26 protein-coding genes and 1 pseudogene are annotated in these 26,235 nt (G+C 61.3%); 15 read left to right on the forward strand and 12 right to left on the reverse strand.

The window, feature by feature from the left end; genetic code table 11:
* Positions 1-86 precede the first annotated feature (86 nt).
* Positions 87-1,238 carry a molecular chaperone DnaJ gene (dnaJ, locus tag NAT23_RS11490; protein ID WP_251595074.1) on the forward strand — a complete coding sequence of 384 codons (1,152 nt, stop codon included), beginning with the start codon at positions 87-89 and terminating at the stop codon, positions 1,236-1,238.
* A gap of 100 nt (positions 1,239-1,338) precedes the next feature.
* Here dnaJ and NAT23_RS11495 read toward each other — a convergent pair whose 3' ends face one another.
* On the reverse strand, positions 1,339-2,169 hold the full coding sequence (locus NAT23_RS11495; RefSeq protein WP_251928458.1) for an endonuclease/exonuclease/phosphatase family protein: 831 nt from the start codon (positions 2,167-2,169) through the stop codon (positions 1,339-1,341).
* Entirely contained in the window at positions 2,166-2,801 is a 636-nt protein-coding gene (locus NAT23_RS11500) for a thiol:disulfide interchange protein DsbA/DsbL (protein WP_251928460.1), read from the reverse strand. Before NAT23_RS11500 ends, NAT23_RS11495 begins: the two co-directional genes overlap by 4 nt.
* Before the next feature lie 185 nt (positions 2,802-2,986).
* Here NAT23_RS11500 and yihA point away from each other — a divergent pair, with 185 nt between their 5' ends.
* Positions 2,987-3,616 (forward strand): ribosome biogenesis GTP-binding protein YihA/YsxC, encoded by a 630-nt coding sequence (yihA, locus tag NAT23_RS11505; protein ID WP_251928470.1) that lies wholly within the window; start codon positions 2,987-2,989, stop codon positions 3,614-3,616.
* A 49-nt stretch (positions 3,617-3,665) separates the two neighbouring features.
* Here yihA and NAT23_RS11510 read toward each other — a convergent pair whose 3' ends face one another.
* From NAT23_RS11510 to argH, 8 genes and pseudogenes are all read right to left on the reverse strand, one after another.
* Complete coding sequence (locus NAT23_RS11510) at positions 3,666-3,962, reverse strand: hypothetical protein (protein ID WP_251928472.1); 297 nt, start codon at positions 3,960-3,962, stop codon at positions 3,666-3,668.
* 79 nt (positions 3,963-4,041) lie between these two features.
* Positions 4,042-4,746: an HAD family hydrolase gene (locus NAT23_RS11515; protein ID WP_251928474.1), complete on the reverse strand. Its 705-nt coding sequence runs from the start codon at positions 4,744-4,746 to the stop codon at positions 4,042-4,044.
* Positions 4,724-5,650 carry a tyrosine recombinase XerC gene (locus tag NAT23_RS11520; protein ID WP_251928476.1) on the reverse strand — a complete coding sequence of 309 codons (927 nt, stop codon included), beginning with the start codon at positions 5,648-5,650 and terminating at the stop codon, positions 4,724-4,726. The genes NAT23_RS11515 and NAT23_RS11520 overlap by 23 nt, the downstream gene beginning before the upstream one ends.
* Positions 5,647-6,300 (reverse strand): DUF484 family protein, encoded by a 654-nt coding sequence (locus NAT23_RS11525; protein ID WP_251928477.1) that lies wholly within the window; start codon positions 6,298-6,300, stop codon positions 5,647-5,649. Before NAT23_RS11525 ends, NAT23_RS11520 begins: the two co-directional genes overlap by 4 nt.
* A gap of 30 nt (positions 6,301-6,330) precedes the next feature.
* Positions 6,331-7,161, reverse strand: coding sequence for a diaminopimelate epimerase (gene dapF, locus NAT23_RS11530; protein WP_251928479.1), 831 nt, complete (start codon positions 7,159-7,161; stop codon positions 6,331-6,333).
* Entirely contained in the window at positions 7,161-8,420 is a 1,260-nt protein-coding gene (lysA, locus tag NAT23_RS11535; protein ID WP_251928481.1) for a diaminopimelate decarboxylase, read from the reverse strand. Before lysA ends, dapF begins: the two co-directional genes overlap by 1 nt.
* 164 nt (positions 8,421-8,584) lie before the next feature.
* Positions 8,585-8,686: pseudogene (gene lptM, locus NAT23_RS14840) on the reverse strand (LPS translocon maturation chaperone LptM); the annotation flags it as partial.
* Positions 8,683-10,092, reverse strand: coding sequence for an argininosuccinate lyase (gene argH / locus NAT23_RS11545; protein WP_251928485.1), 1,410 nt, complete (start codon positions 10,090-10,092; stop codon positions 8,683-8,685). The gene argH and the pseudogene lptM, both read right to left, overlap by 4 nt.
* A 214-nt stretch (positions 10,093-10,306) precedes the next feature.
* Between argH and hemC the strand changes: the two genes are divergently transcribed.
* The 5 genes from hemC (at position 10,307) to NAT23_RS11570 (ending at position 16,182) form a co-directional block, all read left to right on the forward strand.
* Positions 10,307-11,254 carry a hydroxymethylbilane synthase gene (gene hemC, locus NAT23_RS11550; protein ID WP_350028332.1) on the forward strand — a complete coding sequence of 316 codons (948 nt, stop codon included), beginning with the start codon at positions 10,307-10,309 and terminating at the stop codon, positions 11,252-11,254.
* A complete protein-coding gene (locus tag NAT23_RS11555; RefSeq protein ID WP_251928486.1) occupies positions 11,241-12,026 on the forward strand; it encodes a uroporphyrinogen-III synthase in 786 nt (261 codons plus the stop codon). The genes hemC and NAT23_RS11555 overlap by 14 nt, the downstream gene beginning before the upstream one ends.
* A gap of 6 nt (positions 12,027-12,032) precedes the next feature.
* The gene (locus NAT23_RS11560) at positions 12,033-13,205 is read left to right on the forward strand and encodes a uroporphyrinogen-III C-methyltransferase (protein WP_251928487.1); all 1,173 of its coding nucleotides are present in this window, start codon (positions 12,033-12,035) and stop codon (positions 13,203-13,205) included.
* Entirely contained in the window at positions 13,202-14,419 is a 1,218-nt protein-coding gene (locus NAT23_RS11565; RefSeq protein WP_251928488.1) for a heme biosynthesis HemY N-terminal domain-containing protein, read from the forward strand. The genes NAT23_RS11560 and NAT23_RS11565 overlap by 4 nt, the downstream gene beginning before the upstream one ends.
* Before the next feature lie 179 nt (positions 14,420-14,598).
* Positions 14,599-16,182: an FMN-binding glutamate synthase family protein gene (locus NAT23_RS11570; protein ID WP_251928489.1), complete on the forward strand. Its 1,584-nt coding sequence runs from the start codon at positions 14,599-14,601 to the stop codon at positions 16,180-16,182.
* A 20-nt stretch (positions 16,183-16,202) separates the two neighbouring features.
* Here the strand turns inward: NAT23_RS11570 and NAT23_RS11575 are convergent, their stop codons facing one another.
* Complete coding sequence (locus NAT23_RS11575) at positions 16,203-17,585, reverse strand: MATE family efflux transporter (RefSeq protein WP_251928490.1); 1,383 nt, start codon at positions 17,583-17,585, stop codon at positions 16,203-16,205.
* A gap of 178 nt (positions 17,586-17,763) precedes the next feature.
* Between NAT23_RS11575 and NAT23_RS11580 the strand changes: the two genes are divergently transcribed.
* The 4 genes from NAT23_RS11580 (at position 17,764) to aroQ (ending at position 20,954) form a co-directional block, all read left to right on the forward strand.
* Positions 17,764-18,360 carry a DUF2780 domain-containing protein gene (locus NAT23_RS11580; protein WP_251928491.1) on the forward strand — a complete coding sequence of 199 codons (597 nt, stop codon included), beginning with the start codon at positions 17,764-17,766 and terminating at the stop codon, positions 18,358-18,360.
* Between the two features lie 444 nt (positions 18,361-18,804).
* Positions 18,805-19,824 carry a 2-hydroxyacid dehydrogenase gene (locus tag NAT23_RS11585; protein ID WP_251928492.1) on the forward strand — a complete coding sequence of 340 codons (1,020 nt, stop codon included), beginning with the start codon at positions 18,805-18,807 and terminating at the stop codon, positions 19,822-19,824.
* 20 nt (positions 19,825-19,844) lie between these two features.
* A complete protein-coding gene (locus NAT23_RS11590) occupies positions 19,845-20,384 on the forward strand; it encodes a hypothetical protein (RefSeq protein WP_251928493.1) in 540 nt (179 codons plus the stop codon).
* Between the two features lie 141 nt (positions 20,385-20,525).
* Positions 20,526-20,954, forward strand: a complete 429-nt coding sequence (aroQ, locus tag NAT23_RS11595; RefSeq protein WP_251928495.1) for a type II 3-dehydroquinate dehydratase — start codon at positions 20,526-20,528, stop codon at positions 20,952-20,954.
* Positions 20,955-20,960: 6 nt separating this feature from the next.
* Here the strand turns inward: aroQ and NAT23_RS11600 are convergent, their stop codons facing one another.
* Complete coding sequence (locus NAT23_RS11600) at positions 20,961-21,752, reverse strand: IclR family transcriptional regulator domain-containing protein (RefSeq protein ID WP_251928497.1); 792 nt, start codon at positions 21,750-21,752, stop codon at positions 20,961-20,963.
* 114 nt (positions 21,753-21,866) lie between these two features.
* On the opposite strand from NAT23_RS11600, the gene NAT23_RS11605 reads away from it, so the two are divergent.
* The 4 genes from NAT23_RS11605 (at position 21,867) to pcaF (ending at position 26,226) form a co-directional block, all read left to right on the forward strand.
* Positions 21,867-23,213 (forward strand): class-II fumarase/aspartase family protein, encoded by a 1,347-nt coding sequence (locus NAT23_RS11605; RefSeq protein WP_251928498.1) that lies wholly within the window; start codon positions 21,867-21,869, stop codon positions 23,211-23,213.
* A 168-nt stretch (positions 23,214-23,381) separates the two neighbouring features.
* Positions 23,382-24,209, forward strand: a complete 828-nt coding sequence (locus NAT23_RS11610; protein WP_251928500.1) for a CoA transferase subunit A — start codon at positions 23,382-23,384, stop codon at positions 24,207-24,209.
* Positions 24,206-25,024, forward strand: a complete 819-nt coding sequence (locus NAT23_RS11615) for a CoA-transferase subunit beta (RefSeq protein WP_251928502.1) — start codon at positions 24,206-24,208, stop codon at positions 25,022-25,024. The genes NAT23_RS11610 and NAT23_RS11615 overlap by 4 nt, the downstream gene beginning before the upstream one ends.
* Positions 25,021-26,226: a 3-oxoadipyl-CoA thiolase gene (gene pcaF / locus NAT23_RS11620; RefSeq protein WP_251928503.1), complete on the forward strand. Its 1,206-nt coding sequence runs from the start codon at positions 25,021-25,023 to the stop codon at positions 26,224-26,226. Before NAT23_RS11615 ends, pcaF begins: the two co-directional genes overlap by 4 nt.
* The last annotated feature ends 9 nt before the right edge of the window (positions 26,227-26,235 follow it).

Here is a 26,235-nt window from a genome sequence, read left to right on the forward strand (position 1 = left end):
GAGTCCGCACTCGTGACAACGGCGCGGGGGCATCACGGCCCCCGCGCCGTTGTGTTCGAACCATGGTTTCGGAGGGCCAATGACTCATGTCCAAACGTGATTATTACGAGGTGCTGGGCGTCGAGCGCAGCGCCGATCAAAAAGAGATCAAAAAGGCGTACCGCCGTCTCGCCCAGAAATACCACCCCGACCGTAATCCGGACGATGAGACGGCTGCGGAGAAATTCCGTGAAGTCTCCGACGCCTACGAAGTGCTGTCCGACAGTGAAAAACGCTCGGCGTATGACCAGTTCGGTCACGCAGGTGTTGACGGTCAGGCCGGTGGCTTCGGCGGTGGCGGTTTTGGCGGCGGTGGTGCCGGCGGGTTCAGCGATATCTTCGGCGACGTGTTCGGCGATATTTTCGGTGGCGGTGGCGGTGGACGTCGCAACCCAAACGCACCTCAGCGTGGCAGCGACCTTCGCTATAACCTAGAGATCGATCTCGAGGATGCCGTCGCTGGCACCACGGTTGATATCCGGGTGCCAAGGCTTGCCGAGTGCGGCCAGTGCCATGGCGATGGTGCCGAGCCCGGCTCCAACAAGAGCGCCTGCTCGACCTGTAATGGCATCGGTCAGGTGCGTATGCAGCAGGGTTTCTTCGCGGTTCAGCAGACCTGCCCGACCTGTCACGGTCGTGGTGAAGTCATCGAAACGCCGTGCCGCAAGTGCCACGGTGAAGGCCGCGTCAAGGAAACCCGAACGCTCTCTGTCAAGATTCCGGCCGGCGTCGACACCGGCGATCGCATTCGTCTGAATGGCGAAGGTGAGGGCGGCCTGAATGGTGGCCCGGCAGGCGATCTCTATGTGCAGGTCGCGATCAAGTCGCACGAAATCTTTGAGCGTGACGGCCGTGACCTTCACTGCGATGTGCCGATCAACTTCGTTGATGCAACGCTTGGCGGTGAGCTGGAAGTGCCGACGCTCGATGGCCGCGTCAAGCTCAAGATTCCGCCGGAAACCCAAACCGGCAAGCTGTTCCGCCTGCGTGGCAAGGGTGTGAAATCCGTACGCGGTGGCCCGCCGGGCGATCTGATTTGTAAGGTTGTCACCGAAACACCGGTCAATCTCAACGAAGATCAGAAAGACCTGCTGCGCCGGTTCCAGGAAAGCCTGGACGGTACAGGCACCAAGCACTCGCCGAGAAAAAGCGGCTTTTTCGAAGGCGTGCGCAAGTTCTTCGACGACATGCGTTCGTAAGCGACGTCGGCAGAACGCAAAATCGGCATGACGAAAAAAGCCCCGCTCAGGCGGGGCTTTTTTTATGCGTGATCCCTGTGAATCACACCTTCTCGATTCTTCAGGTCGGAAGAACGATCGACGGTTCTTCCTGCTCGGGAGCGTGATTCAGGGCGCGTGCACACGCCTCGGGAAGTTCGAGTTCGAGTGCCAGCGGCAGGTGATCAGAATAGTGTTGATCAAGCACCTCGAGGTTCGTGGTCTTGAGGCTCTTCGACACCAGAATGTGATCAAGCGCTCGCTTGGGCTGCCATGCCGGATAGCTCAAGAGCGCTTTGCCGGGGGCTAGATCCATCGCATTGCAAAAGCGCTTGTGGGGAGTCAACTGCTCAAGCGTGCAATTGAGGTCGCCAAGCACCACCACGTGCGTCAACGGCTCGATCAGCTCACTCAGATAGCTGAGTTGGCGGTCGCGCGTGCGCTGACCAAGCGAGAGGTGCACGGCGAAGATATGCAGTGCATGTTTGCCTTCGCCAAGCGTTGCGTGAATGACACCGCGCCCCGGCGGGCCTGGCAGCTTGTGGTTTTGAACCCGGCTCATCGGAATGCGGCTTAGGAGGCCGTTGCTGTGCTTGGCCACGTTGCCGAAATTACGATTGAGCTGATGACAGCAAAAGGGAAAGGCCGCCTTGCTGGCCAGATATTCGGTCTGGTTGACGTTGCCGGACCGAAAGCTACCGCCATCCACCTCCTGGAGCGCCACGATGTCATAGCGGGCGAGTGTGCCACTGATGAAATCGAGCCTGCTCTGTCGCTCGGGATGTGGCAGAAGGTGCTGCCAGCTGCGAGTGACATAGTGATGATAGGCATGGGTGTGAATGCCTACCTGGAGATTGAATGTCAGTACGCGAAGTCGCGTGGGCTGGCCAGTCGAGGGGCCTTGGTCGGTCATTTGAGGTCGCCGTCCCGGATTTCATCGATCAGTTTTGACGCGATGGTCAGCATGTTTTCAAGACCGCCCGCGGTTTTCGGGGTGATCACATACTTGCCGTCAACTACCAGCGCCGGAACGCCCATGAGCTTGTAGGCGCGCATGCGTGCGTGCGCTTCATTGATCTGGCTCTTGACGCCGAAGGAGTTCAGCGCCTTGAGCGCGGCTTCCTTGCTGACGCCATAATGACTGAAGAACTCGGCGATCTCGCCATCATCGGTCATGTGCTCGCCATTTTTGTGGATTGCGTCGAACAGGTCGTCATGCAGCTTGTGTTCGATGCCCAGTTGGGTGGCTGCGTAATAGACCGCTGCGTGACGCACCCAGGTGCGACCCATGGTGGCGGGCAGCAGTTCGAAGTCGACGTCGTCCTTGAGCTCAGCGGCCCATTTTTCGAGCGAGGGATTCAAGGCGTAGCAGTGCGGGCAGCCGTACCAGAAGACTTCAGTTACTTGAATCTTGCCGTCCGGCAGCTCGGTATTGACCGGTTCATCGAGGACCTTGTAATCCTTGCCGGCCTCGGGGGCGGCGGCAAAGGCCGTCGATGCCAGGCACAGGCTGACAATGAACGACGTCAGTAACTTCTTGATCATGTGTACCACTCCAATGTTGGGTTGTTTAAATCCCTGATTAGAGCCAGCCGAGAGATGAGAGTTCCTCGCAGGCTCGATGTGCGTTCTTGATGGTGCCACAGAGCCGGCCCCGGGTCATGTCGGGCGCAGGACTGGTATACTGTGTGCCTTTCATTCCATTCGTACGACGGCTCAGGAAACCCATCATGTCGCCTCGCTCCATCGATTATCATCAGGCGCGTTTCGTTCATAGCGCGCCGACCCTTGCTCATTGTCTTCCCGATGAAGGTCATGAGGTGGCATTTGCCGGACGTTCCAATGCCGGTAAGTCCAGCGCCATCAATGCCCTCACGGGACAGAAGGCGCTTGCCAGAACGTCAAAGACGCCGGGCCGAACGCAGTTGATCAATTTCTTCGAACTCGATGATGGTACACGCCACCTGGTCGACCTGCCCGGCTACGGCTATGCCAAGGTGCCTGAGAAGGTCAAGCTCGAGTGGCAGCGCCATCTCTCGGCCTACCTGCAAGAGCGCCGCTCGCTCAAGGGGTTGGTGCTGATGATGGATGTGCGTCATCCGCTAACGGAATTCGATCAGATGATGCTTGCATGGGCTGATGACGCCGACATGCCGGTTCATATCCTGCTGACCAAGAGCGATAAGCTTAAGCGTGGCGCAGCCGCGGCGAGTTTGCAAAAGGTCCGTTCGGCGCTGGCCGAATGGGACGACCTGGTGTCGGTACAGCTTTTTTCATCCCTCAAGCGCCAGGGGCTGGATACGCTCGCTCAGACGCTCAACCGCTGGCTGGCGCCGGACACCGAGTCAAAGCCCGAGTGAGTGGCATGCCCGGCCGCTCGTCGAGGAAGCGTCACTGACGCAGCGCGCATCAGAAGACGTAGGTTTTCTGGCTTGCCGGATAGCGATAGGGAAGGGCCTCCTCGACCGGCGCGACCAGGGTGGCATCTGAGCCAGGCGTTGACGTGGAAGGCTGGTCAAGTACGGGCGCGGGCGCGGCGGACGAGTGATACGACGGGTGAATCTCGAGGGTGTCGTAGCGTGCGTTCGGATAATGAACGCCGAAGGCGTCACCCGAGCGCTCTGTTGCAGGCACCATGATCACAAGTGCCAGCGCACCGAGTGCGCCGAGCGCGGCCATGGCAGCGATGATCTTGAATGCACGCATGTCTTCCTCCAGCTCCAGGCCCCATTGAACGCTTAGTGTCGTGTATGGCGGTGGCGCTTACAAGAAGACATGCACGTGTTCAGGCCCTGGCGGCAGTAATACGCTCGATGACGTCAGGCAATTCCCGCACATGAGTCATGGTATGAAGCCGTGGGTGGGAAAATGCTGGCCCCGTCTCCTTGCGATCGATCCAGGCCACATGCATGCCAAGACGCAGGGCGGGCAGCGCGTCTTCGGTCCACGAATCGCCGACGTGGATGGTTTCGCTCGGCGCAGTGCCAAGGCGTGCCATGGCGGCGAGGAACGTGCGGGCATCCGGTTTGGGTGCAAGCCATTCACCGGCGTTGATCACGCAGTCGAACAACGGCGTTTCCAGAATGCGGTGAATGTCCACGTTGCCGTTGGTGATTGCGGCCAGGCCGTAGTGCTGCTTCAGGTCATTGAGAAGCGGCAGGCTTTCCTCGAACAGCGTGACCTCATGACGAAGCGTCAGCATGTAGTCGATGGCTTCATCGGCCAGACGGTTGGCCTCGGCGTTATCGAGCCCGTGCTCGCTTAAAATCTCAAATAGCGCCGTGCGACGCAGAAACGTGAAGTCGCCTCGTCTAAGCGGGTAGCGATCCGCGGCGGCCAGTCGTCGCTCAAGATACGTTTCCGGCGGAAACCGCTCGGCGTGGCCGGCCTGTTGATTCAGCCAGTCGTAGTGCCCTTGTTCGGTGCGAACCATGACCGGGCCGTTGTCCCAAAGGGTGTCGTCCAGATCAAACGTGAGAGCCTTGATCATCATCCTCTCCTGAGGCGTGTGTGTTGCGGGCGCGAGGATGCGCCTTGTCATAGACTTCGGCCAGATGTTGCCAGTCGAGTCGGGTATAGATTTGCGTGGTCGAGAGGTGCGCATGGCCCAATAGCTCCTGCACGCCGCGAAGGTCCTGGCTCGATTCCAGCAGATGGCTTGCAAAGCTGTGTCGAAGTCGGTGCGGGTGCAGATGCTCGGGCAGGCCGCGCTCGATCGCCATGCGATTCAGGCGAAGCTGAACGCTTCGCTGCGTAATGCGACTGCCCCGTTTACTGACAAACAAAGCCTCTTCAGCGTCGTTTGCAAGCAGCGGGCGAACGCTCAGCCAGTTATCCAGCGCTTGTCGCGCTCGTCGGCCCAGCGGTAACTGACGCGGTTTATCACCCTTGCCGCGTACTCGAAGGCGTGTACTGTCGAGGTGCGACCGGTCCAGCCCGGTCAGCTCCGACAGTCGAAGTCCGGAGGAGTAAAAAAGCTCCGCCATGGCGTGGTCGCGCACTTCGAGCGGGTCGGCTTCATCGAACGGGGCGTCGAGGAAGCGGCTTAGCGCATCGATGTCCACCGGGCGGGGTAGCGCCGCGCGCTTTCTGGGCGTGTCGAGCAATCGAGCGGGATTAGTGCTCAGAACGTTCTGATCCACCAGATAATCGCCGAAGCCCCGTAAGGTCGAAAGCCGCCGTGCCAGTGTCTGGGCGCCAAGGCCCCGGGTGCGCTCGCGCCCGAGAAATCGACGCAGCAGCGTCACATCGAGTGCGTGCCAGTCGGCAAGGTGTGCCTCGAGAGCAAAGGCGGTCAGCGCCTTCAAGTCCTGCCGGTAGGCCGCCCGGGTCGTGTCGCTGTGGCGCGTGAGCGAGGCCAGATACTGCTCGCAGTGATCCTGTAAGACGGTCATGAGAGGTGGCGCTCCAGCAGGCGGCTTACCACGTCGGCAAGAAAGCAGGCCGTCGTTCGATCAAGCGTATCGTCTTTTGCAGACAGCACCAGAAAGGCACTGCGGCTGCCAAGCGGCAGCTCGACCAGTCGGGTTGGGCAGGGCGTGCCGAGCGCCTCGGGCTGAAGGCGCCGATAGAGCACCTCGTCGGGCACGAACGCGACCCCATGGGCGTGCTCCGGCACCGCGTGAATGTGGTTCACGATCACCTGGTTGAGCCCGTGGGTCGGTGGATGGCAGGGGGCGCTGGGCGTCGCGTCACGCCAGAGCGACAGCCAGGTCACGCCATAATGCTCGTCGAGTTGCAGCGCAAGCTGCTGGGCCAGTGCATCAGCGCTGTCGGCGTCCATCAGCGCCAGCAGCACCTGCTGAAGCCGCTGATGACTGCCCTTTTGCTGCCGTGCGCCCTGGCTGAGCGCACTCAGCGCCTGGGTCGAGTCATCGGCCTTTGCTCGTGCGCTTGCGACCTGATACTCCAGAAGCGATACGGCGCCGCCGTGCAGCGGATGCGGCACGTGGAGTTTATCCAGAAGCGCCTCCCGACCTTCGAAGAAGTCCGGGTGCTCGGCGAGCCAATGAGCAACCTGCGACGCAGTCAGTGACGGCGACATGTCGACCTCCTCGATGACGGTCAGAAAAACTTAGAGCGGAATCCGACCTTCGAACACGCGCTCGGCCGGCCCGGTCATGATCACGCTCTGCTGGTGGCCATCCCATTCGAGCGTCAGTGTGCCGCCAGGCAGGGTGATGTCGACCGGGCTTTCAAGGAGCCCCTGCTGGATGCCGGCCACGGCCGCGGCGCAGGCGCCGGTGCCACAGGCCCGGGTTTCACCCACCCCGCGCTCGAACACACGAAGCCGAGCCTTGTGTGTCGACACCACTTCCAGAAAGCCGACGTTGACCCGGTTTGGAAAGCGCGCGTGCGCCTCGAGCTTGGGGCCGAGGGTCGCAACGGGCGCGTGATCGACGCTGTCGACCAGTACCACCGCATGAGGATTGCCCATCGATACCGCGCTGAGCGAGACGCGCTCGCCGTCGACGTCCACTTCGTATTGGGTGGCCTCGACCTCGGCCACGAACGGGATCTCGTCAGGCGTCAGCCTGGGGGGGCCCATGTCGACTCGAACCCGCTGATCGTCGGCCAGATGCAGGGTCATCGGGCCACCGGCGGTCTCGACGCGAATGTCGCGCTTGGTGGTCAGGTGATTGTCGACCACGAAACGGGCGAAACAGCGCGCGCCGTTACCGCAGTTTTCCACTTCGCTGCCGTCGGCGTTGAAGATGCGGTAGCGAAAATCCATGTCAGGGTGCGTTGGCGGCTCGACCAGCAGAAGCTGGTCGAAACCGATGCCGGTGTTCCGGTTGGCCCACTGGCTGATCTTTTGAGATGGGATGCGGGCGCGCTGGGTGACCAGATCGATCACCATGAAATCGTTGCCGAGGCCGTGCATTTTCCAAAAGCGCAGCAGCATCAGTGGGACTCCTCGGGCAGGCGCGATTCACCGGCCCAAAGCTCCTCGAGAGGTGCGCGCTCTCGAATCAGATACATCGCCTCACCGTCGACCATGACTTCCGCCGCCAATGGGCGCGCGTTGTAGGTCGAGGCCATCACAAAGCCGTAGGCCCCGGCGGACTGCACTGCAAGCAGATCCCCTTCGGCAATCGCGAGCGCACGCTCCTTACCGAGAAAATCACCGGACTCGCAGACCGGGCCGACCACATCGTAAGTCTCACGCGTTCGCTCCTGCGTCGTATCGACTTCGACGATGCCCTGATAGGCCTGGTACAGCGACGGGCGGATCAGGTCGTTCATGCCGGCATCGACAATGGCGAAATGCTTGGTTTCACCCGGCTTCAGGTACTCGACCCGAGTCAGCATGACGCCTGCATTGGCCGCGATCGAGCGGCCGGGCTCGAAGATCAGCTCGAGGCTGTCGTCATCCAGCCGTTCGATCAGCGCCTCGATGTAATCGCGTGTCGCCGGGGGCGTTTCGCCCTGATAATTGACGCCAAGGCCGCCGCCAAGGTCGAGGTGCTTGAGCGTGATGCCCTGCTCCTTGAGGGTGGCCATCAGCTGCTTGAGGCGGTCCAAGGCGTCAAGAAACGGCGCAATCTCGGTCAGCTGCGAGCCGATGTGGCAGTCGAGTCCGACCGGATTCACGTTCGAAAGCGCGTGCGCGCGCTGGTAGGTCGCGAGCGCATCGTCGATCGCCACGCCGAACTTGTTGTCCTTGAGGCCGGTGGAGATGTAGGGGTGCGTGCCGGCGTCAACGTCTGGGTTGACCCGAAGCGAGACCGGCGCGATTTTGCCAAGACCTGCTGCCACATCGTTCAGGCGCTCGAGCTCCGCGCTCGATTCGACGTTAAAGCATTTGATGCCGAGTTCGAGCGCCCGGGCCATTTCATGGCGCTGCTTGGCAACGCCCGAGAACACCACCTTGCTCGGGTCGCCGCCAGCGGCGATGACGCGCTCGAGTTCCCCGATCGATACGATGTCGAAGCCGGCACCCAGGCGTGCGAGCGTATCGAGCACCGCCAGGTTGCCATTGGTCTTGACCGCGTAGCAGATCAGGTGCGCTCGGCCTTCAAGCGGCGCCTGATAGCCCTTGAAGTGCTCGGTCAGCGCCGCTCGAGAGTAAACGTAGCAAGGCGTGCCGACCTGGTCGGCGACGTCGGAAAGGGCGACGTGTTCGGCGTGAAGTTGGCCGTTTTTATAGTCAAAAGCGCTCATGGCCGGGTCTCTTCGGGGCTGTCGGTGTCGTTTTGCGTGTCGGTTTGCGTGCGCTCTGAGCGCTCGGCATCTGAAACGTTTGGTGAGCCGTCAGTGCGTTTAGACGATGCGTCGGTGCCATCCTGCGCGCCGGCGTCCTGCTCGTAGGCGTGCTGCGGGTCGTACTTCTCGGCCGCAGCCTCATCGTTTGGCATATAAAGCGGGCCTTTCTGGCCGCAGCCAGCCAGCAGCGCCACCGAGACCAAAAGTGCAAGGCGTGTCTTCACTGGGCGGTACCTCCGGTAAAGTGCGCAAGGGTATCGCGGGCGCGTTGGGCGCTGGCGCGAACCTGATTCGGTGCGGTCCCCCCGATGTGGTTGCGCGCGGCGACCGAGCCCTCGAGCGTGAGCACCTCGAACACGTCCTGTTCGATGGTGTCGGAAAACTGCTTGAGTTCCGAAAGCGTCATCTCGGACAGATCCTTGCCGGTCTCGATGCCGTAGGCCACCGATTTGCCGACAATTTCATGGGCGTCCCGGAAGGCCACACCCTGCCTGACCAGATAGTCCGCCAGATCGGTCGCGGTGGAGAAGCCCTTGCGGGCAGCTTCGTACATGGAGGCGTTCTTGGCCTCGATGGCCGGAATCATGTCGCCGAAGGCGCGCAGGCAGCCTTTGACCGTATCGACGCTGTCAAACAGCGGCTCCTTGTCTTCCTGATTGTCCTTGTTGTAGGCCAGTGGCTGAGACTTCATCAGGGTCAGAAGGCTCATCAGGTGGCCATAGACACGTCCGGTCTTGCCGCGCACGAGTTCCGGCACGTCTGGGTTTTTCTTCTGCGGCATGATCGAGGAGCCGGTGCAGAAGCGGTCGGGCAGGTCGATGAAATCGAACTGCGCGCTGGACCACAGCACCAGCTCTTCGCTGATGCGCGACAGGTGCATCAACAGAAGGCTTGCAAAGCTTGTGAACTCGATCGCGAAATCCCGGTCGCTGACCGCGTCCAGCGAGTTTTCCGCCGGGCGGTCGAAGCCCAGAAGTTCAGCGGTGACGTGGCGGTCGATCGGGTAGGTGGTGCCGGCCAGGGCGGCCGCGCCAAGTGGAAGCACGTTGACGCGCTTGCGGCAGTCGCGCAGGCGCTCGTGGTCGCGGGCGATCATTTCCTGCCACGCGAGCACGTGATGGCCAAAGGTGACCGGCTGCGCGGTTTGCAGGTGCGTGAAGCCCGGCATGATGGTGTCCGCTTCGCGGTCGGCGAGTGTAATCATGCCCTCGCGCAGGCGCGTAAGCTCCAAGTCGATCGCGTCGATTTCATCGCGCAGGTACAGGCGAATGTCGGTGGCGATCTGATCGTTTCGCGAGCGGCCGGTGTGAAGCTTCTTGCCGGTGATTCCGATCTTGTCGGTCAGCCGGGCTTCGATGTTCATATGAATGTCTTCGAGTGCGACCGACCATTCAATGTTGCCCGCCTCGATGTCGCGCTCGATGTCGGAAAGGCCGTCGATGATGGCGTCGCGCTCATCCTCGGTCAGTACGCCGACCTGCGAAAGCATGGTGGCGTGGGCGATGGAGCCACGAATGTCATGGTGGTACAGGCGTTTATCGAAGCCGATGGAGGCGGTAAAGGCCGCGACGAACGCATCAGTAGGCTCACTGAAGCGCCCGCCCCAGGACTGATTGGTCTGTTGTGTCATGATGGCAAGACAATCCCGAAGTGGTACGTGGCTGAATGGGCACAGTGCGAATTCGCCGTGCCGGATACGCTTGAGTGTACCAAACTCGTGTCCAAGGCTCGCCCTTCATTGCGTGCTTTGCATCTGCCTTCATGCGGTAATGCGGCGTAATGGTTTTTAGCCGATGAGCGGTGCTTTATCATGCTCTATCTATCCCTCGATCATTGGAGTGCCCGTGTCAGAGCCTGAATCCGTTCCGCTTCGCATAGCGACCCGAAAAAGCCCGCTGGCCATGTGGCAGGCCGAGCACGTCAAGGCGCGCCTGGAAGCACTTAATCCGGGGCTTGTCGTCGAGCTGGTTGGTCTATCGACGCGGGGCGACAAGATCCTCGATACGCCGCTTGCGAAAATCGGCGGCAAGGCATTGTTCGTCAAGGAGCTTGAGGAGGCGATGCTGGACGGGCGCGCCGACATCGCGGTGCACTCGATGAAAGACGTCCCGATGCATTTTCCGGACGGGCTGGGACTTGCGGTCATCATGGATCGCGGCGCGCCGACGGATGCGTTCGTGTCGAACCACTATCAGAGCCTCGAGGATCTGCCGCGAGAGGCCTGTGTGGGTACATCAAGCCTTCGCCGCGGGCTTCAGCTCAAGGAGTTGCGCCCGGATCTGGTCATTAAAAGCCTGCGCGGTAACGTACAAACGCGGCTTTCAAAGCTCGATGACGGTCAGTTCGATGCCATCGTGCTGGCGACCTCGGGGCTCACCCGGGTCGGACTCTCCGAGCGCATTACGTCGGAGCTGGTGCCGGAGCAGCTGTTGCCCGCGTGCGGTCAGGGCGCGCTCGGGATCGAGTGCCGTCTGAACGATACGCGCTCACGCACGCTGATCGAGGCGCTCTCCGATGCGCCGACCACGGCGCAAGTCCTTGCTGAGCGCGCGATGAATACGCATCTCGAGGGCGGCTGCCAGGTGCCGATCGGCGGCTACGCCGTACTCGAGGATGAAGGGCAAACGCTCTGGCTTCGCGGGCTTGTCGGCGCACCCGATGGCTCCCAGGTGCTCAGGGCCACGGCCCGCGGGCCGGCCGATGAGCCGGAGGCGCTCGGAGTGCAGGTGGCGGATATGCTGCTTGGACAGGGCGCAGGTGCGATTCTGGACGCGGTCTATGGCGAGCGCTAAGCCTCGGGTCGTGATCGCCCGGCCCGGTGCTCGGGCGAAAGCGCTTGAGCAGGACATCGAGGCGCTTGGGGCCGAGGTCCTGAACCTCGGTGTCATGCAACTGGTGCCGCTCGAGGACGCTTCCGGCGATACGCGACGACGCCTTCTCGATCTGGATCTCTATCAGATCGTACTGGTCACCAGCCCGTTCGCGGCAGCCTGTCTGCTCGAGTGGATCGATGACCTCTGGCCGCAGTACCCCATCGGCATCACGTGGTGGGGTACCGGCGCCAGTACGGCCGAGGTCTTGTCTCACGGGCTTGGCGAGGATGTTGGTGCGCCACCGCCAGGTAGCGGCAGTGCAAGCGAGGCCCTTCTTTCCATGCCGGCCTTTAAGGCGGAGGCCGTATCAGGCCAGCGCGTCTTGCTGGTCGGCGGTGAGGGTGGTCGCACGTTATTGCACGAAACGCTGATGCAGCGCGGCGCCAGTGTCGATACACTGGCGCTTTATAAACGCACCGTTCATACGCCTGAGCCGCACCATCAGCGCGTACTTGAAGACGGGGCGTTTAGAGCATTGATCTTGACCAGCGCCGAACAGCTTGAACATCTTCTGTTATGGTGTAGTGATTCAACCAAAAAACGGCCGCTCGTCGTGTCCAGCCAGCGCTTGGCGGAAACGGCATCCTTCCACGGATTCACGGCCATAACCATTGCCGGTGACGCCTCACCGACAGCACTTGCACGTGCTGTCGCTCACTGTGTGGCGCCTTCTAACCTTGATAAAGGCTAGTGATACATGAGCAAGCAAGAACACGACAACGACGATAACGCCGCTTCGACTCACAGCCAGACTGTGCCGCCTTCGTCCTCGGGCTCAGAAAGCGGTAAGAGCGCCAAGGCAGAGACGCCCGACAAGGCAAGTACGCGTTATAGCGCGGGCGGGGCCAATACGCCGCCCAAACACGGCGGCTCCGGGTCAGGCTCCGGCGGAAACAAGGGCAAGGGCAGCAAGGCGTTGGTCGTGGTGCTTGTCATTGTATTGCTCGTGATGCTGGTGGGGTTCGGCTTCGGCGCCAAGATGCTCATGGATCAAAAGGCGCGGCTGGCATCGCTTGATCAACAAGTGGCCAGCACCGAGCCGCTTAAACAGACGCTGTCCCAGCAGCAGAGCACGATTGAATCGCTCAAGGCCTCGATCGAAGAAACCGGTCAGACTCAGCAAAAAGTGCTCAGTGAACTCTCTGCATCACAGCAGACCGATGCCCGCGAATGGATGTACGCCGAAGTCGAGTATCTTTTGCGTCTGGCCAATCAGCGCCTGCAGCTCGAGCGCGACGTCAGCGGGGCCTATACCCTGCTCAAGAGCGCCGACAACCGGCTCACTCAGGCCGATAACCCGGCCCTTACGCCGGTGCGTCGACAGATTCATTCCGAGCTGAGCGCGCTTGACAGTGTCCCAAGCGTGGACGAAACAGGGCTGTACCTGTCGCTTGCCTCCGAAGCTCAGCAGTTTGAACGGCTGCCGCTTGCGCAGGATACCCAGGCCCTGTCGGCCAAGGTGGATGACGGCTCGACCTACAGTGGCGGCTGGCGTGAACAGCTGGCGCGCCTCGGTCAGCAGCTGAAGGACCTGGTCACGGTGCGTCATCACGACGAAGCCCTTGAAGCCCTGATTACACCGGAACAGGAAGGGTATCTCCGCCAGAACGTTCGCCTGATGCTCGAGCAGGCGCAGCTTGCGTTGCTCAAGGGGCAGCCGGACATCTATGCCCAGAGCATCGAGCGGGCACAGACGCTGGTCAAACAGTACTACCAGACCAGCGACGAGCGTGTCCGCACGGCGCTGTCTCGTCTTGATGAGCTGGCCAACGAAACGATTCATCCGGAGCTTCCCGACATCAGCGCGTCACTGAGCACCCTGCGTGACATCATGCGCAAGCGCTATGAGCAGCAAGGAGCTTCCGAATGAGAAAACTGATTCTGTTCATCGTCATCGGTTTGGCGGTGGGTGCGCTGTTCGGTCAGCTTATGCTGTCCACACCGGGCTACTTCCTGATCCGAGTGGGGGATACCTCCATCCAGACCTCGTTCTGGCTCGGACTTATCGTGCTGTTCGTGCTGTTCTGGGTGCTTTATGCACTGGTGCGGATTCTTTCAAGCCTTCGTCGCCCGGTTGGACGGCTCAAGCGCTGGAATAACCGGACGCGTAATCGTCAGGCCATGCACCGCACCGTTCAAGGTCTGGTCGCGCTGGCAGAAGGTCACTGGAAAAAGGCCGAGAAGTCGCTGGTACGCTCGGCCGATGATTCCTCGGCGCCGTTGATCAACTACCTCTCTGCGGCACTGGCTGCGCACTACCAGGGCCGCTACGACCAGTCAGAAACCCTGCTCAAGAAGGCGCACGGCAGCACCGAGGGCGCGGATACTGCGGTATCGCTGATTCAGGCGCAGCTGATGCTTGATCGTGAGCAGCATGAGCAGGCGGTCGCCACGCTTACGCGGATCGAAAAGCAGTTGCCGGAACACCCGCAGGTGCTCAAGTTGCTTAAACAGGCCTACTTGAGCGTGGGCGACTGGGATGGTCTTCGTCGCCTGATGCCGCGTCTTGAACGCCATAATCTGGTGTCCGACGAGGAGCGTAGAACACTTGAGCGCAGCGCCTATCTGGCCTCGATCAGAAACGCATCCGGCGATTACCGTCGTCTCGATGAGGTGCGTCAGCTCTGGGCGGAAATGCCGGATTCACTGCGCAACGACCCGGAACTGGTGCTGATCTACGTCGAATCGCTTTACAAGGCCGGTGAAGAGAACCAGGCCGAGCGCCTGCTCCGCCAGACCCTCAAGGAGCACTGGGATGCGGCGCTGGTCCTGCGCTATGGCCTTTTGAACGTCGATGTGGAGCGCCAGCAGATGTACGCCGAAAAGTGGGCCGAAGAGCGCCCGCAGGACCCGGACCTGATGTTGACGCTTGGCCGGCTGGCCCTTCGCAACCAGCAGTGGGAAAAGGCCCGCGAATACTTCGAGGCAAGCTATCGAAGCCGCCCCGACCGGATGGCCTGCGCGGAACTTGCCCGGCTCTATACGAGCCTTGGCGAGCGGGAAAAAGCGCAGAAGTACTATCGACAAAGCGTCGATATGCTGCATGAGACCCTGCCGGAGCTGCCGCAGCCGTCTCATTCCTGACGTCACGTAAATCTATCGTCTCCACGCCCCGCCTTCGCGGGGCGTTTTTTTGCGGGCACCGTGGGGATGCGGGCGTGGATGTGGATGTGGGCCGGATTTGGAGTGTCATACAGGCGTGTACAGGCAAAGCCTTCTATCTTAAGTCACGAACAAGGATGTCATTTGACCTAAGGAGCGTCATGTACCGTCGTGCATTTTTTACAACCGTTGCCGTGTTATTCGTCGTCATCGCTGCGCTGGCGGTGCTGGTCTCGCCTTGGTGGCATCTGGCCTGGGTGGTCTGGCTTGCCCTGACAGCGCTTGGCATCAAGGATTTGAGTTCGAGCTACAACGTCCTGACCAACTACCCGATCGTTGGGCATCTCAGGTATTTGCTTGAATTCATCCGTCCGGAGCTTCGCCAGTATTTTTTCGAATCCGAATCCAGCGGCCGTCCGTTCAGCCGAGAGCAGCGTCAGCTGATCAACGCCCGTGCCGAGGGCGCATCGGATGCCATGCCGTTCGGTACGCTGCGCGATGTTGATGCCCCGGGCTATGACTATTCGGCGCACTCGCTGTCGCCGAAAGAGGTCGACCAGGCTCATGCGCGCATCCGGGTGGGCGGGCCGCAGTGTACGGCGCCCTACGAGTCCTCGATTTTCAACATCTCCGGCATGAGTTTTGGGGCCCTTTCCGGTAACGCCATTCTTGCCATGAACAAGGGCGCCAAGAAAGGCGGATTCGCGCACGACACCGGCGAGGGCGCGATCAGCCCTTACCATGAAAAGTACGGTGGCGACCTGATCTGGCAGTTGGGCACAGGCTACTTCGGCTGTCGCACCGAGGACGGCCGCTTCGATTCGGAAGCCTTCAAGGAAAAGGCTCGCGGCGAGCAGGTCAAGATGATCGAGATCAAGCTTTCCCAGGGGGCCAAGCCCTCACACGGCGGGCTGCTTCCAGCGTCCAAGGTCAACGAGGAAATTGCCGAAACCCGCAAGATCGAGGTGGGGCAGGCGTGTGAGTCTCCCGCCGCGCACCCGGAGTTTTCGACGCCCAAGGGGCTTTTGGCGTTCGTTGCACGTCTTCGTGAGTTAAGCGGTGGTAAGCCGGTCGGCTTCAAGCTCTGCATCGGGAAGCGCAGCGAGTTTTTAAGCATCTGCAAGGCGATGGTCGAGACTGGCACCTATCCGGACTTCATTACGGTCGATGGCGCGGAAGGCGGCACCGGCGCGGCGCCAGCCGAATTTTCCGACAGTTTCGGCCTTTTCATCAACGAGGCACTGCCGTTTGTGGATCAAGCGCTGACCGGCTGTGGGCTGCGCGAGCATATTCGAGTGATTGCCAGCGGCAAGGTCGCGCTCGGCTATGACATGGTGGTCAAGCACGCGCTCGGAGCCGATATCTGCCACGCTGCACGCCCCTTCATGTTTGCGGTCGGCTGCATCCAGTCCCGGCGTTGCCACACCAATCAGTGCCCGACCGGCGTTGCCACGCAGGATCCACGCCGCTCTCAGGCGCTGGACGTCGAAGAGAAGTATCAGCGCGTGGCGACGTTTCATTCGGCCACCATTACCTCGTTTTTCAACATGGTCGGCGCCATGGGACTGGATTCACCCGCTCAACTGACGCCGCACATGATCCAGCACCGCTCGCGCTACGCGCCGGCCACCTCCTACGATCACATGATCGGGCCAACCCTTTCCGAGGGCGAGCTGATCCGTGGCGAGGCATTGGCCGACCCCTGGCAGGCGCATTGGCAAGCGGCTTCCGCCGAGCGCTTCTAGGGCCGCTTTGGGCGATGGCGTCATGCAGGCCGGTCGGAGGTGGCCTGTTTTGACGTCGGCGCCTCATGCGCAAGCGTAGCGGTGAGCCAGTGACCCTTGGCAAACCACAGCCAGGTGATCAGCGCGGTGGCCACATTGGTAATCGGAAAGGCCCACCAGATGCCTGCGCCCCCGAGCGGCGTGGCGCTTGAAAGCACGAACGCCAGTGGAAACTGGACACCCCATTGGGAAATCAGCGTCAGGGTCATGGGAATCAATGTTTTGCCCGCGGCCCTGAACGCCCCCGTCAGCACCATCTGAAACCCCATGAACCCGAAGGTCAGGGCGACGACACGAAGGAACTCGGCGCCGTGTTCGATTACTTCCGGGTCTTCCGGCACGAACACGGCCACAAGCTGCGGCGCGCTCAAGAAAATTACCACACCAATGATGCTTAGTGTGAGAAAGGCAATCACGCTACTCAGGCGCGCAATGTGGCGCGCGCGCTCCAAAAGCCCGGCGCCGATGTTCTGACCGACGACCGCAGCGGTCGACATCGAAAGCCCGAGGGCAGGGATGACGATGAACCCGAGGATGTTCATGCCCACCCCGTAGGCGGCAGTGATGGCGGTGCCGAAGCCTGTGACCAGAACCACCATGAAATTCATGGCAAGCGCCCGCGCCGACAGCTCGATCGAGGCTGGCGTGCCGATTGAAAAGGCGCGGCGTATGACGGCGGTGTCCGGGCGCATATTGCGCCAGCTCAACCGGATGCCGAGCTTTCCCCGTGCCAGTAGCGCCACGGCGCATGCAAAGGCAAGCCCCTGTGTGACCAGCGTGGCAAGCGCGGCGCCGGCCACGCCAAGTGCCGGGAATGCGCCCCAGCCAAAGATGAACAGTGGGTCCAGTACCACGTTAAGCCCCACGGTGCCCGCGACGATGTACAGCGGCAGCCGCACTTCACCGGCCCCTCGTAAAAGCGCCTGACACATTGAAAACCCGAACGTGAAGACTGTGCCGGTCAGGGCGATGCGTAAAAACGCCAGGGCGTCCTGTCGTACGGCGTCGGTGATACCCAGGCCATCAAGCAGCAGGGGCGCAAGGAGGTGACCAAGCGCTGCAAGAATCACGGAGGCAATCACGACCATCAGTAGTGTCTGGGCGGTCACGTGATCGGCCTCGCGTTGGCGATTGGCGCCGATGTACTGGGCGATCAGCGTCGAGCCTGCCACGCTGAAGCCGGAGCCGAGTGCGAATAGAAAGAAGATGACCGGTGTGCAGACAGACACCGCCGCCACCGCCTGACCGCCGAGCCGCCCGACCCAGAAGGCGTCGATCAGCTGATAGGCCGATTGCAGGATATTGGCGAAAACGATGGGAACGGCCAGCTTGAGCAGTGAGGCAAGAATAGGCCCTTCAAGCAAGGGGCTTCGTCGATCGGCCGGCAAGAACAACCTCGGATATCAAAATGGAGCAAGGCGCTATGTTACCAGCCGATACGTGCGGCCGCTGGCCTTTGGGCAATTGTTTTCTATCCTAAAGGGAATGCTTGGCAGGCAATCGTGTCTTACGGTTGCACTTATCATGAATCACGGAGGAACGATGAAAAAATACCTGATGCCCGGTGTCGCGCTCTGCATTGGCATGGCAGCCGCACCCGCCATGGCGTTTGATCTGCAACAGGCGGCCAATGACGCAATGAACAGTGACAGCGGCAAACACGTCATCTCGACGCTTGGACAGGCCTCGCAAGAGCGTCAGGCGGCCTTTGCGGCCAATACCACTGAAAGCAATCTGTCAAAGGCGGCGGATCTGACCAAAAAGCTCTCCAGTGAGCTTGGTGTCAGCCCGACGCAGGCCGTTGGCGGCGCGGCATCGATGCTTGCAATGGCCAAGTCGAGCCTCAGCAGCGATCAGTTCAACCAGCTTTCCAACCAGGCGCCGAGTGTCACCGGCCTGATGTCGAGCGCGCGCACCAGCTCGGCCATGAGCTCAGCGCTCGAAGCACTTTCAGGCAATGACTCGGGCGGCGCCTCTGGCACAAACATGCTGGGTTCGACCTTCCAGTCTCTTGGCATGGACGCATCCATGATTCGTCAGTTCGCGCCTGTGATGTTGAGCTACTTCAAGTCCGAGGGCGTCTCCTCGATGCTGACCGGCGCGCTTTCGAGCGTATGGGGTTCGGCTTCGAACGGCTGATCGGTAACGGCACGGAACGACGGGCGGCTCTGTCGTTCCTGCCTCGAGTAGCGTCAGACATCCGCTGGGCGATACCGCAGAAAACCAGGCATAAAAAAACGCCACATGAACTGTGGCGCTGATAAGGACCGTGACTAGCTTGATGAGGAGGTGCCCTGACGGCGAGGCCGTTAGAGCGTGGGTTGAATCTCAACCCGGAATCCACGATAAAGAAGTGCGGTTGATTATTCAAGTCATTTGATAATCTTTTTCATATAAAAAATCGCTAACTTTCTTCTGCGACATCCCACCCCTTTACGACCTTATTTATTAAGCGTTTCATTGTGAATACGCGACGTATCCTTGCGCGAAATACGGTGGCCGATCGTACCTGACGGTCATCGTGTGATTATTCGGCGCGGTGATCCGCTGCGCCTCATCCGGGATTATCAAGAAGGGATTGCGATGAAGGTTACCGTGTTTAGTGCTCAACCCTATGATCGTCGGTTTTTCGACCTGTGCACCGACCACACCGGCACTGAATCGCTTGTGTCCTTTACCTATCAGTCGGCGGCGCTGACGCAGGAGACCGCCGCGCTTGCCGACGACAGCGACGGTGTCTGTGTCTTCGTCAATGACGTACTCGATGCCGAGGTTCTTACGATTCTCGCCCGCCAGGGCGTGACGCTGATCGTTTTGCGCTGTGCCGGTTTCAACAACGTGGATCTCGAGAAGGCGCACGCGCTTGGAATGCATGTTGCCCGCGTACCGGCCTATTCCCCCGAAGCCGTGGCCGAGCATGCCGTGGCATTGATCCAGACGCTCAATCGGCGCATTCATCGGGCATTCAACCGAGTGCGCGAGGGCAATTTTCAGCTTGATGGTCTGCTTGGCATGACGCTTCACGGCAAGACGGTCGGTATTGTCGGCACTGGAAAGATCGGATTGGCGCTTGCCCGCATCATGAAAGGCTTCGGCTGCCGGGTGCTTGGTCATGACCCGTACCCCGCCGAGGCCTTCAAGGACATCGGCACGCTGGTGCCGCTCGAGACCTTGCTGTCAGAATCGGATGTGGTTAGCCTTCACTGCCCCTTGCTTCCGGCCACGCACCATTTGATCGATGCCGAGGCGCTGGCCTCGATGAAACCCGGTGCGATGCTGATCAATACCTCCCGCGGCGGGTTGATCGATACGCCTGCGGTCATCTCCGCGCTCAAGATGCGCCATCTTGGCGCGTTGGCTATCGATGTCTACGAGCAGGAAGGGGGGATCTTCTTCAATGATCACTCTGACGACATTATCGAAGACGATATCTTTCAGCGGCTGATGACCTTTCCGAACGTACTGGTGACCGGGCATCAGGGCTTTTTTACTCAGGAAGCGCTCACGGAAATTGCTGAGGTCACCTTCGGTAATATTCAGGCCTTCATGCACGGGCACACGAGTCCGAACGCTCTGGTCGATGCCGACGGAGTGCACGTATAGAACTGCTTTCGGGAGAGCCCATGCCGGATAGACCGCCGCGCGAGGACATGCGCCGTTCGAAAACGCTCAACGCGTTGATTCTGGTGACGCTGGTCACGGTCATCGTGGCGCTTGGGTATCTGGGCAATTACTACCTGGGCGTGGGCAGCTCCCACCAGATTACCTGGTACCCCACCAATCCGTTTTGCAATGTGGCCGAGCGGCGCTGCACCGCATCGCTTGGTCAGCGCGGCGAAATCTCGCTGTCGCTTGATAAACGCGAGACCGTGCACGACGCCCTGATTCAGGCCTCGGTCAGCTCGCTTAAGCCGTCCCGAGTCGATGTCCTGCTTGAGGCGCGTGATCGAGGGCGCGTCGTCGAAACCATGACGCTTGATAAAATCGCCCCCCACCGGTTTGTTGGCCGGCTGCCGCTTGACTGGTGCAACGTGCCCCACATGCGCTGGCGGCTGAAGGTGGTCGTTCACAGCGGCCAGCAGAACCTGGGCGGCTGGTTCGATTTCGACACCACCTGCAAGAACGGCCAGGCGGTCTCCGCGCTCGAATCAAGCGCCCGGTAGTCCGGGGTCGCTACGCTCTGCGTTTTTTGTGAAGATAGGACGCACAGCAAGGCGCAGGCCGTTTCCTGGTTTGCCCACCCTCGATGCACCTTCATGTCACGGTGCATTTCACCTCACCGCCGACAAAATGACACCGACACCATGAACGTACTGGTAGTGCACGGCCCCAATCTGAATCTACTGGGGACTCGAGAGCCCGACATCTACGGGCATGAAACCCTTGATGACATCAACGCGGCGCTGAGTCGTCAGGCGGACGCCGCCAACATCACGCTCTCGTCATTTCAAAGTAACCATGAAGGCGCCCTGGTGGATGCAATCCAACAGGCGCGCACCGATGGCGTGGACGCCATCATCATCAATCCGGCCGCCTACTCGCACACCTCCGTTGCCATCCTCGATGCGCTGAAGGCGTTTGATGGCAAGGTGATCGAGGTGCATCTCTCCAACATTCACACCCGAGAGCCATTTCGCCACCATTCCTATGTCTCAAGCCGCGCCGATGGCATCGTCATGGGCCTTGGGAGCCAGGGCTATCGGCTGGCGCTTTCAGCGTTGATAACCGACTGAGGCCCCCTAGCTGACCTGGCGGGCAATCAGCGTCGCCTTCTCCTGAAGCAGCGGCAGAAACCGTTCGGTCAGCGTGGCCATGTCCACGCGGGCCGCATTGGTGCTGATGTTCAAGGCACCGATCAGATGGCCGTGGGTGTCGAATGCCGGCACGGCAAGCGATCGAAGGCCTGAATCAAGCTCCTGATCCACGATGCAATAGCCGTCGGCCCGAACGCGCTCGAGTTCGCTCATCACGGCCTCGCGGGTGGTCAGGCTGTGTTCGGTATGGGCCGTGAATTCAATCGTTGCCAACCGCTCGCTGAGCGCCTCATCGTCCAGTCGGGCAAGCAGTACGCGGCCCATCGAGGTGTAGAGCGCCGGCAGGCGGGTGCCGATCGACAGCGTGATTGCCATCAGGCGATGGCGGGCCGAGGAGCGCGCAACGTAGGTCACGCTGTTGCCCTCGAGCACGCCCAGCGAGGACGACTCGCCGGTTGCCTGGGTGATGTCTTCGAGGTGCTGCTGAATTACGCCCCGGTAGCCGTTGGCGGAGAGAAAGGAATAGCCAAGCTGTAAGGTTTTCGGTGCCAGTTCGAAATGACGCTGCTGCTTTCGTACATACCCAAGTGCATGCAGTGTCAGAAGAAAGCGCCGTGCCCGGGCCCGATTCATGCCGGTGCGCGCGGCGACTTCGCTCAGCGTCATGCGCGGGTGGTCGGCATCGAAGGCCAGCATCACCTCCAGGCCGCTGGCCAGCGCCGTCACGAAATCGCGGTCGTCCGGGCCAATGGTCTCGTCGGTGTCGTTAGGCGTCATGGTTTCTCCTTGAGTCTGGGCGTCACGGGGCATCGGGCGTGCTATGGTAACGCATATGTTCGCTGTGCGAATTAAAGTTTGCATCGAGATGACGGTTTATCAGGAGCATACCGCATGTACCAGCAACTCGTTCACCATCCCTTCATGAGCAAGACCGCAGTGCAGGCGCTTTCGGCCGAGGCGTTGGTCGAGGCCATGGTCAGGGTCGAAGTGGTCCTTGCCGAAGCCGAGGAAGCCCGGTCGCTTTTGCCGGAAGGCACCGCTCGAGCGCTCGAACAGGCGCTATCACACGTCGACTGGGATATCGAGGCGCTGGCACAAGGCGTCGTCGAGGGGGGCAACATGGCCATTCCCTTCGTCAAGCAGGCCAAGCGTGCGCTACCTGAGGCGCTGCGCGAACACATTCATCGTGGGGCGACGAGTCAGGATCTGGTCGACACCGCATTGATGCTGGTGCTGTCGCCAAGGCTTTTGCGCATCGACACATTGATGCGACAGGCGCTGACCGACGGTGACGCGTTGATGCGCAAGCACCGCTCAACGCCGATGGTCGGGCGCACGCTGATGCAGCAGGCGTTGCCGGTCACGTTCGGCGTAAGCGTGGCGCATTGGCTTCATGGTCTCGGGCAGGCGGGGGCGGCGCTCTCCGAGATCCAGCGGTCCGGGCTTTTCGTGCAGTTCGGGGGCGCCGTCGGCGTGCATTCGGGGCTTGAGGATACCGGGCTCGAGCTCATGGACGACATGGCAAGACGGCTCGGTCTTTCCGTGCCGCTGCTGCCCTGGCATACCCAGCGCCAGCCGATCCTTGCGCTGGTGTCCGCGCTTGACCGCGTTGCGGTCGCGGGCGAGAAGATCGCAACCGATGTGGCGCTTCTGACCCAGACCGAGCTTGGCGAGGTCAGTGAGCCGGCGGAGGACGGTGTTGGCGGGTCGTCCTCGATGCCGCACAAGCGAAATCCGGTCGCGTGCGCCCGAATAAAAAGGGCGGCGCGCCAGATACACGGCCATGCGGCCACGCTGTATCAGGCCGGTGCGCAGCCGCTGGAGCGAGGCTTGGGTGAATGGCACGCCGAGTGGGCGCCGCTGCTTGAGTCGGTGGCCCTGCTCGAGGGGCTGATGGAGAGCGTGGCGCATCTTATGAGGGGGCTCGAGGTTCATCCGACGCGCATGGCGGAAAACCTTTCGCTGACCGGTGGTGCGGTCATGGCCGAGCCGGTAACGCGGCTTCTTGGCACCTGCATGGAAAGCAGTGAGGCCAGTCAGCTTGCCCGCGATGCGGCGCTTAAGGCGCAGCGAACACGCCGCGATTACGCGGAGGTGCTGTTTGAGGACGCGCGTGTCCATTCGGCGCTGACGCGGGAGGCGCTCGCGCGCGCCACGGATCCTTCTTTATACCTTGGTAGTAGTCTTGCTCAGGTCGATCGCACTCATGACTGGCTTACGCCCTGGCTAAGCCAATGATTATCCAGGCATTAAAGTCACAAACTATGCAAAAGGGCGCCTCCGGGCGCCCTTTTGCATGCGGTTGACGGGGCAGGATGTTCCGCATACTTTGTTCGTTATACAAATAAATGTTCTTTATGCGAACATAGGCCGCATCTCCGGCCGCTTTAAACGGGGTGAGTCACCATGGCAGAGTTCTTGAGCCTCAAGGAAGCGGTCTCCCGCTTCGTAAATGATGGTGCCACGGTCGCGATGGAGGGGTTCACACACCTGATCCCCTTTGCGGCCGGGCATGAAGTTATCCGTCAGCAAAAGCGCGATCTGACGCTGATTCGAATGACACCGGATCTAATCTATGACCAGCTGATCGGGATGGGGTGTGCGTCGAAACTGATCTTTTCCTGGGGCGGTAACCCGGGCGTAGGGTCACTGCATCGTCTGCGTGACGCCGTTGAAAAGCACTATCCGGTGCCGTTGACCATCGTCGAGCACAGCCACGCGGCCATGGCCTGTGCCTATGAGGCCGGGGCCGCAGGGCTTCCGTTCGCGGTATTGCGCGGTTTCATCGGGAGCGACCTGCCCAAGGTCAACGATCAGATCAAGTCGATCACCTGCCCGTTTACCGGCGAAGAACTGGCGGCCGTGCCCTCGATTCGCCCGGACGTTTCGATCGTTCATGCCCAAAAGGCCGACCGCCACGGCAACGTTTTGATCGAGGGTATCGTTGGCGTCCAGAAGGAGGCAGTACTCGCAGCGACCCACAGCATTGTCACGGTCGAGGAAGTGGTCGATGAACTCGACGCCGGCCCCAACGCCTGTGTGCTGCCGGAATGGGCCATTTCGACTATCTCCGTTGTGCCCATGGGCGCGGCGCCGTCCTACACCCACGGCTATTACCCGCGTGACAACACGTTCTACAAGCGCTGGGACGCCATAGCCCGAGACCGCGACACCTTCGCGGACTGGATGACCCAACACGTTCTGAATACCGACGCACAGGGAGCGAGCCAATGAGCACCGCGCTGGATGTGACCCCTTCGGAAATGATGACCGTGACCGCCTCGCGGGCACTGAATAACCGCACCACCTGCTTTGTCGGCATCGGTCTGCCCAGTGAGGCGGCCAACCTGGCCCGCCTGACGCACGCCCCCGAGACCGTTTTGATCTATGAGTCCGGCACGCTTCAGACCCGGCCGGTCGTGCTGCCGCTGTCCATTGGCGATGGCGAGCTCTGTGAAACCGCACTGACCACGGTGGCGGTGCCGGAGATGTTTCGCTATTGGCTGCAGGGTGGCCGAGTCGATGTCGGGTTTCTCGGCACCGCCCAGATCGACAAGTACGCCAACCTCAATACCACATTGATCGGGGATTACCGCGCGCCCAAGGTACGTCTGCCGGGCGGCGGCGGGGCGCCTGAGATCGCGACCAACTCGAAGGAAGTCTTCGTGATGGTCAAGCACTCCAGGCGTACCTTCGTGGAGGCGGTCGATTTCGTGACCACACTCGGGTTCGGCCGCGACGGCACGGCGCGAGACAACGTGCACCCGGAGACCGCCCGCCACCTTGGCAAGGGGCCGACGCGGGTCATCACCGATCTCTGCGTGATGCGACCGGACCCGGAGACCAAGGAACTGATCGTCACTGAGCTGCACCCAGGCGTTACTCGCGAGGCCGTGGTCGAGGCGACCGGCTGGCCGGTGCGGTTTGCCGACTCGGTCGGAACGACGCCTGCGCCGAGTGCTAAAGAGATCGAGGTGCTGCGCGCACTGAAAGAGCGCACCGAACGCCACCACGCCGGTGAGGCTACCGAGCAGGAGGGTGCGTCATGACCGACGTGTATCTGTGTGCGCCGCTGCGTTCCCCGGTGGGCCGGTTCGGCGGGGCGCTGTCATCGATACGCCCCGATGACCTCGCCGCCCGGCTGATCGAGGCGGTACTTGGCCAGCATCCGGAACTCGATCCGGCGGCGATCGACGACGTAATTCTTGGCTGTGCCAATCAGGCGGGCGAGGACAATCGAAGCGTGGCCCGTATGGCGCTGCTGCTGGCGGGGCTTCCGACCGCTGTGCCGGGCGGTACCGTCAATCGGCTGTGTGGTTCGGGAATGGACGCCATCGGCACCGCGGCGCGTGCAATTCGGGCCGGGGAGGCTGAGCTGATGCTTGCCGGCGGTGTCGAATCGATGTCGCGCGCCCCCTACGTCATGGGCAAGGCGTCGTCGGCGTTCGGTCGGGGTCAGCAGCTCGAGGACACCACCATCGGCTGGCGGTTCATCAACCCGGTCATGGAGAAAATGTACGGCACGCACTCGATGCCGGAAACCGCTGAAAACGTGGCCGAGCGCTTTGGCGTGTCGCGCGAGGATCAGGATCTGTTCGCCTACCGCTCACAGCAGAAAACCGCCGCCGCCCAGCAGTCGGGGCGGCTGGGCGAGGGCGTCGTTCCGATCGAGGTACCGCGACGCAAGCAGGCGCCGCTGATTGTCGACCAGGACGAGCACCCCCGTGCCGACACCACGCTTGAAAAGCTTGGCGCATTGCCGACTCCCTTTCGGGCAGGTGGAACCGTCACGGCGGGGAATGCCTCCGGCGTCAATGATGGCGCCGCCGCGATGGTCATGGCCAACGAGGCCGCGCTATCGCGGTTTTCGCTGACGCCCCTGGTGCGCGTATTGGGTATGGCTACGGCCGGCGTCGATCCGGACATCATGGGCATGGGGCCGGTGCCGGCGACCCGAGCCGTGCTCAAGCGGCTGGGACTTACGCTTGAGCAGATGGATGTGATCGAGTTGAATGAGGCCTTCGCGGCTCAGGCGCTTGCCTGCATGCGTGAGCTTGGGCTTGCCGATGACGATGCGCGGGTCAATCCGAACGGCGGCGCCATCGCGCTTGGGCATCCGCTTGGCATGTCGGGGGCTCGAATCGTATCGGCTGCGGCCTATGAGCTGGCGCGGATCGGTGGGCGTTATGGGCTTTGTACCATGTGCATCGGGGTCGGTCAGGGCATCGCGATGGTTATCGAGCGCGTATAAGCGAGCGGC

This window comes from Larsenimonas salina, from assembly GCF_023736155.1.
Classification (GTDB): Bacteria; Pseudomonadota; Gammaproteobacteria; order Pseudomonadales; family Halomonadaceae; genus Larsenimonas; species Larsenimonas salina.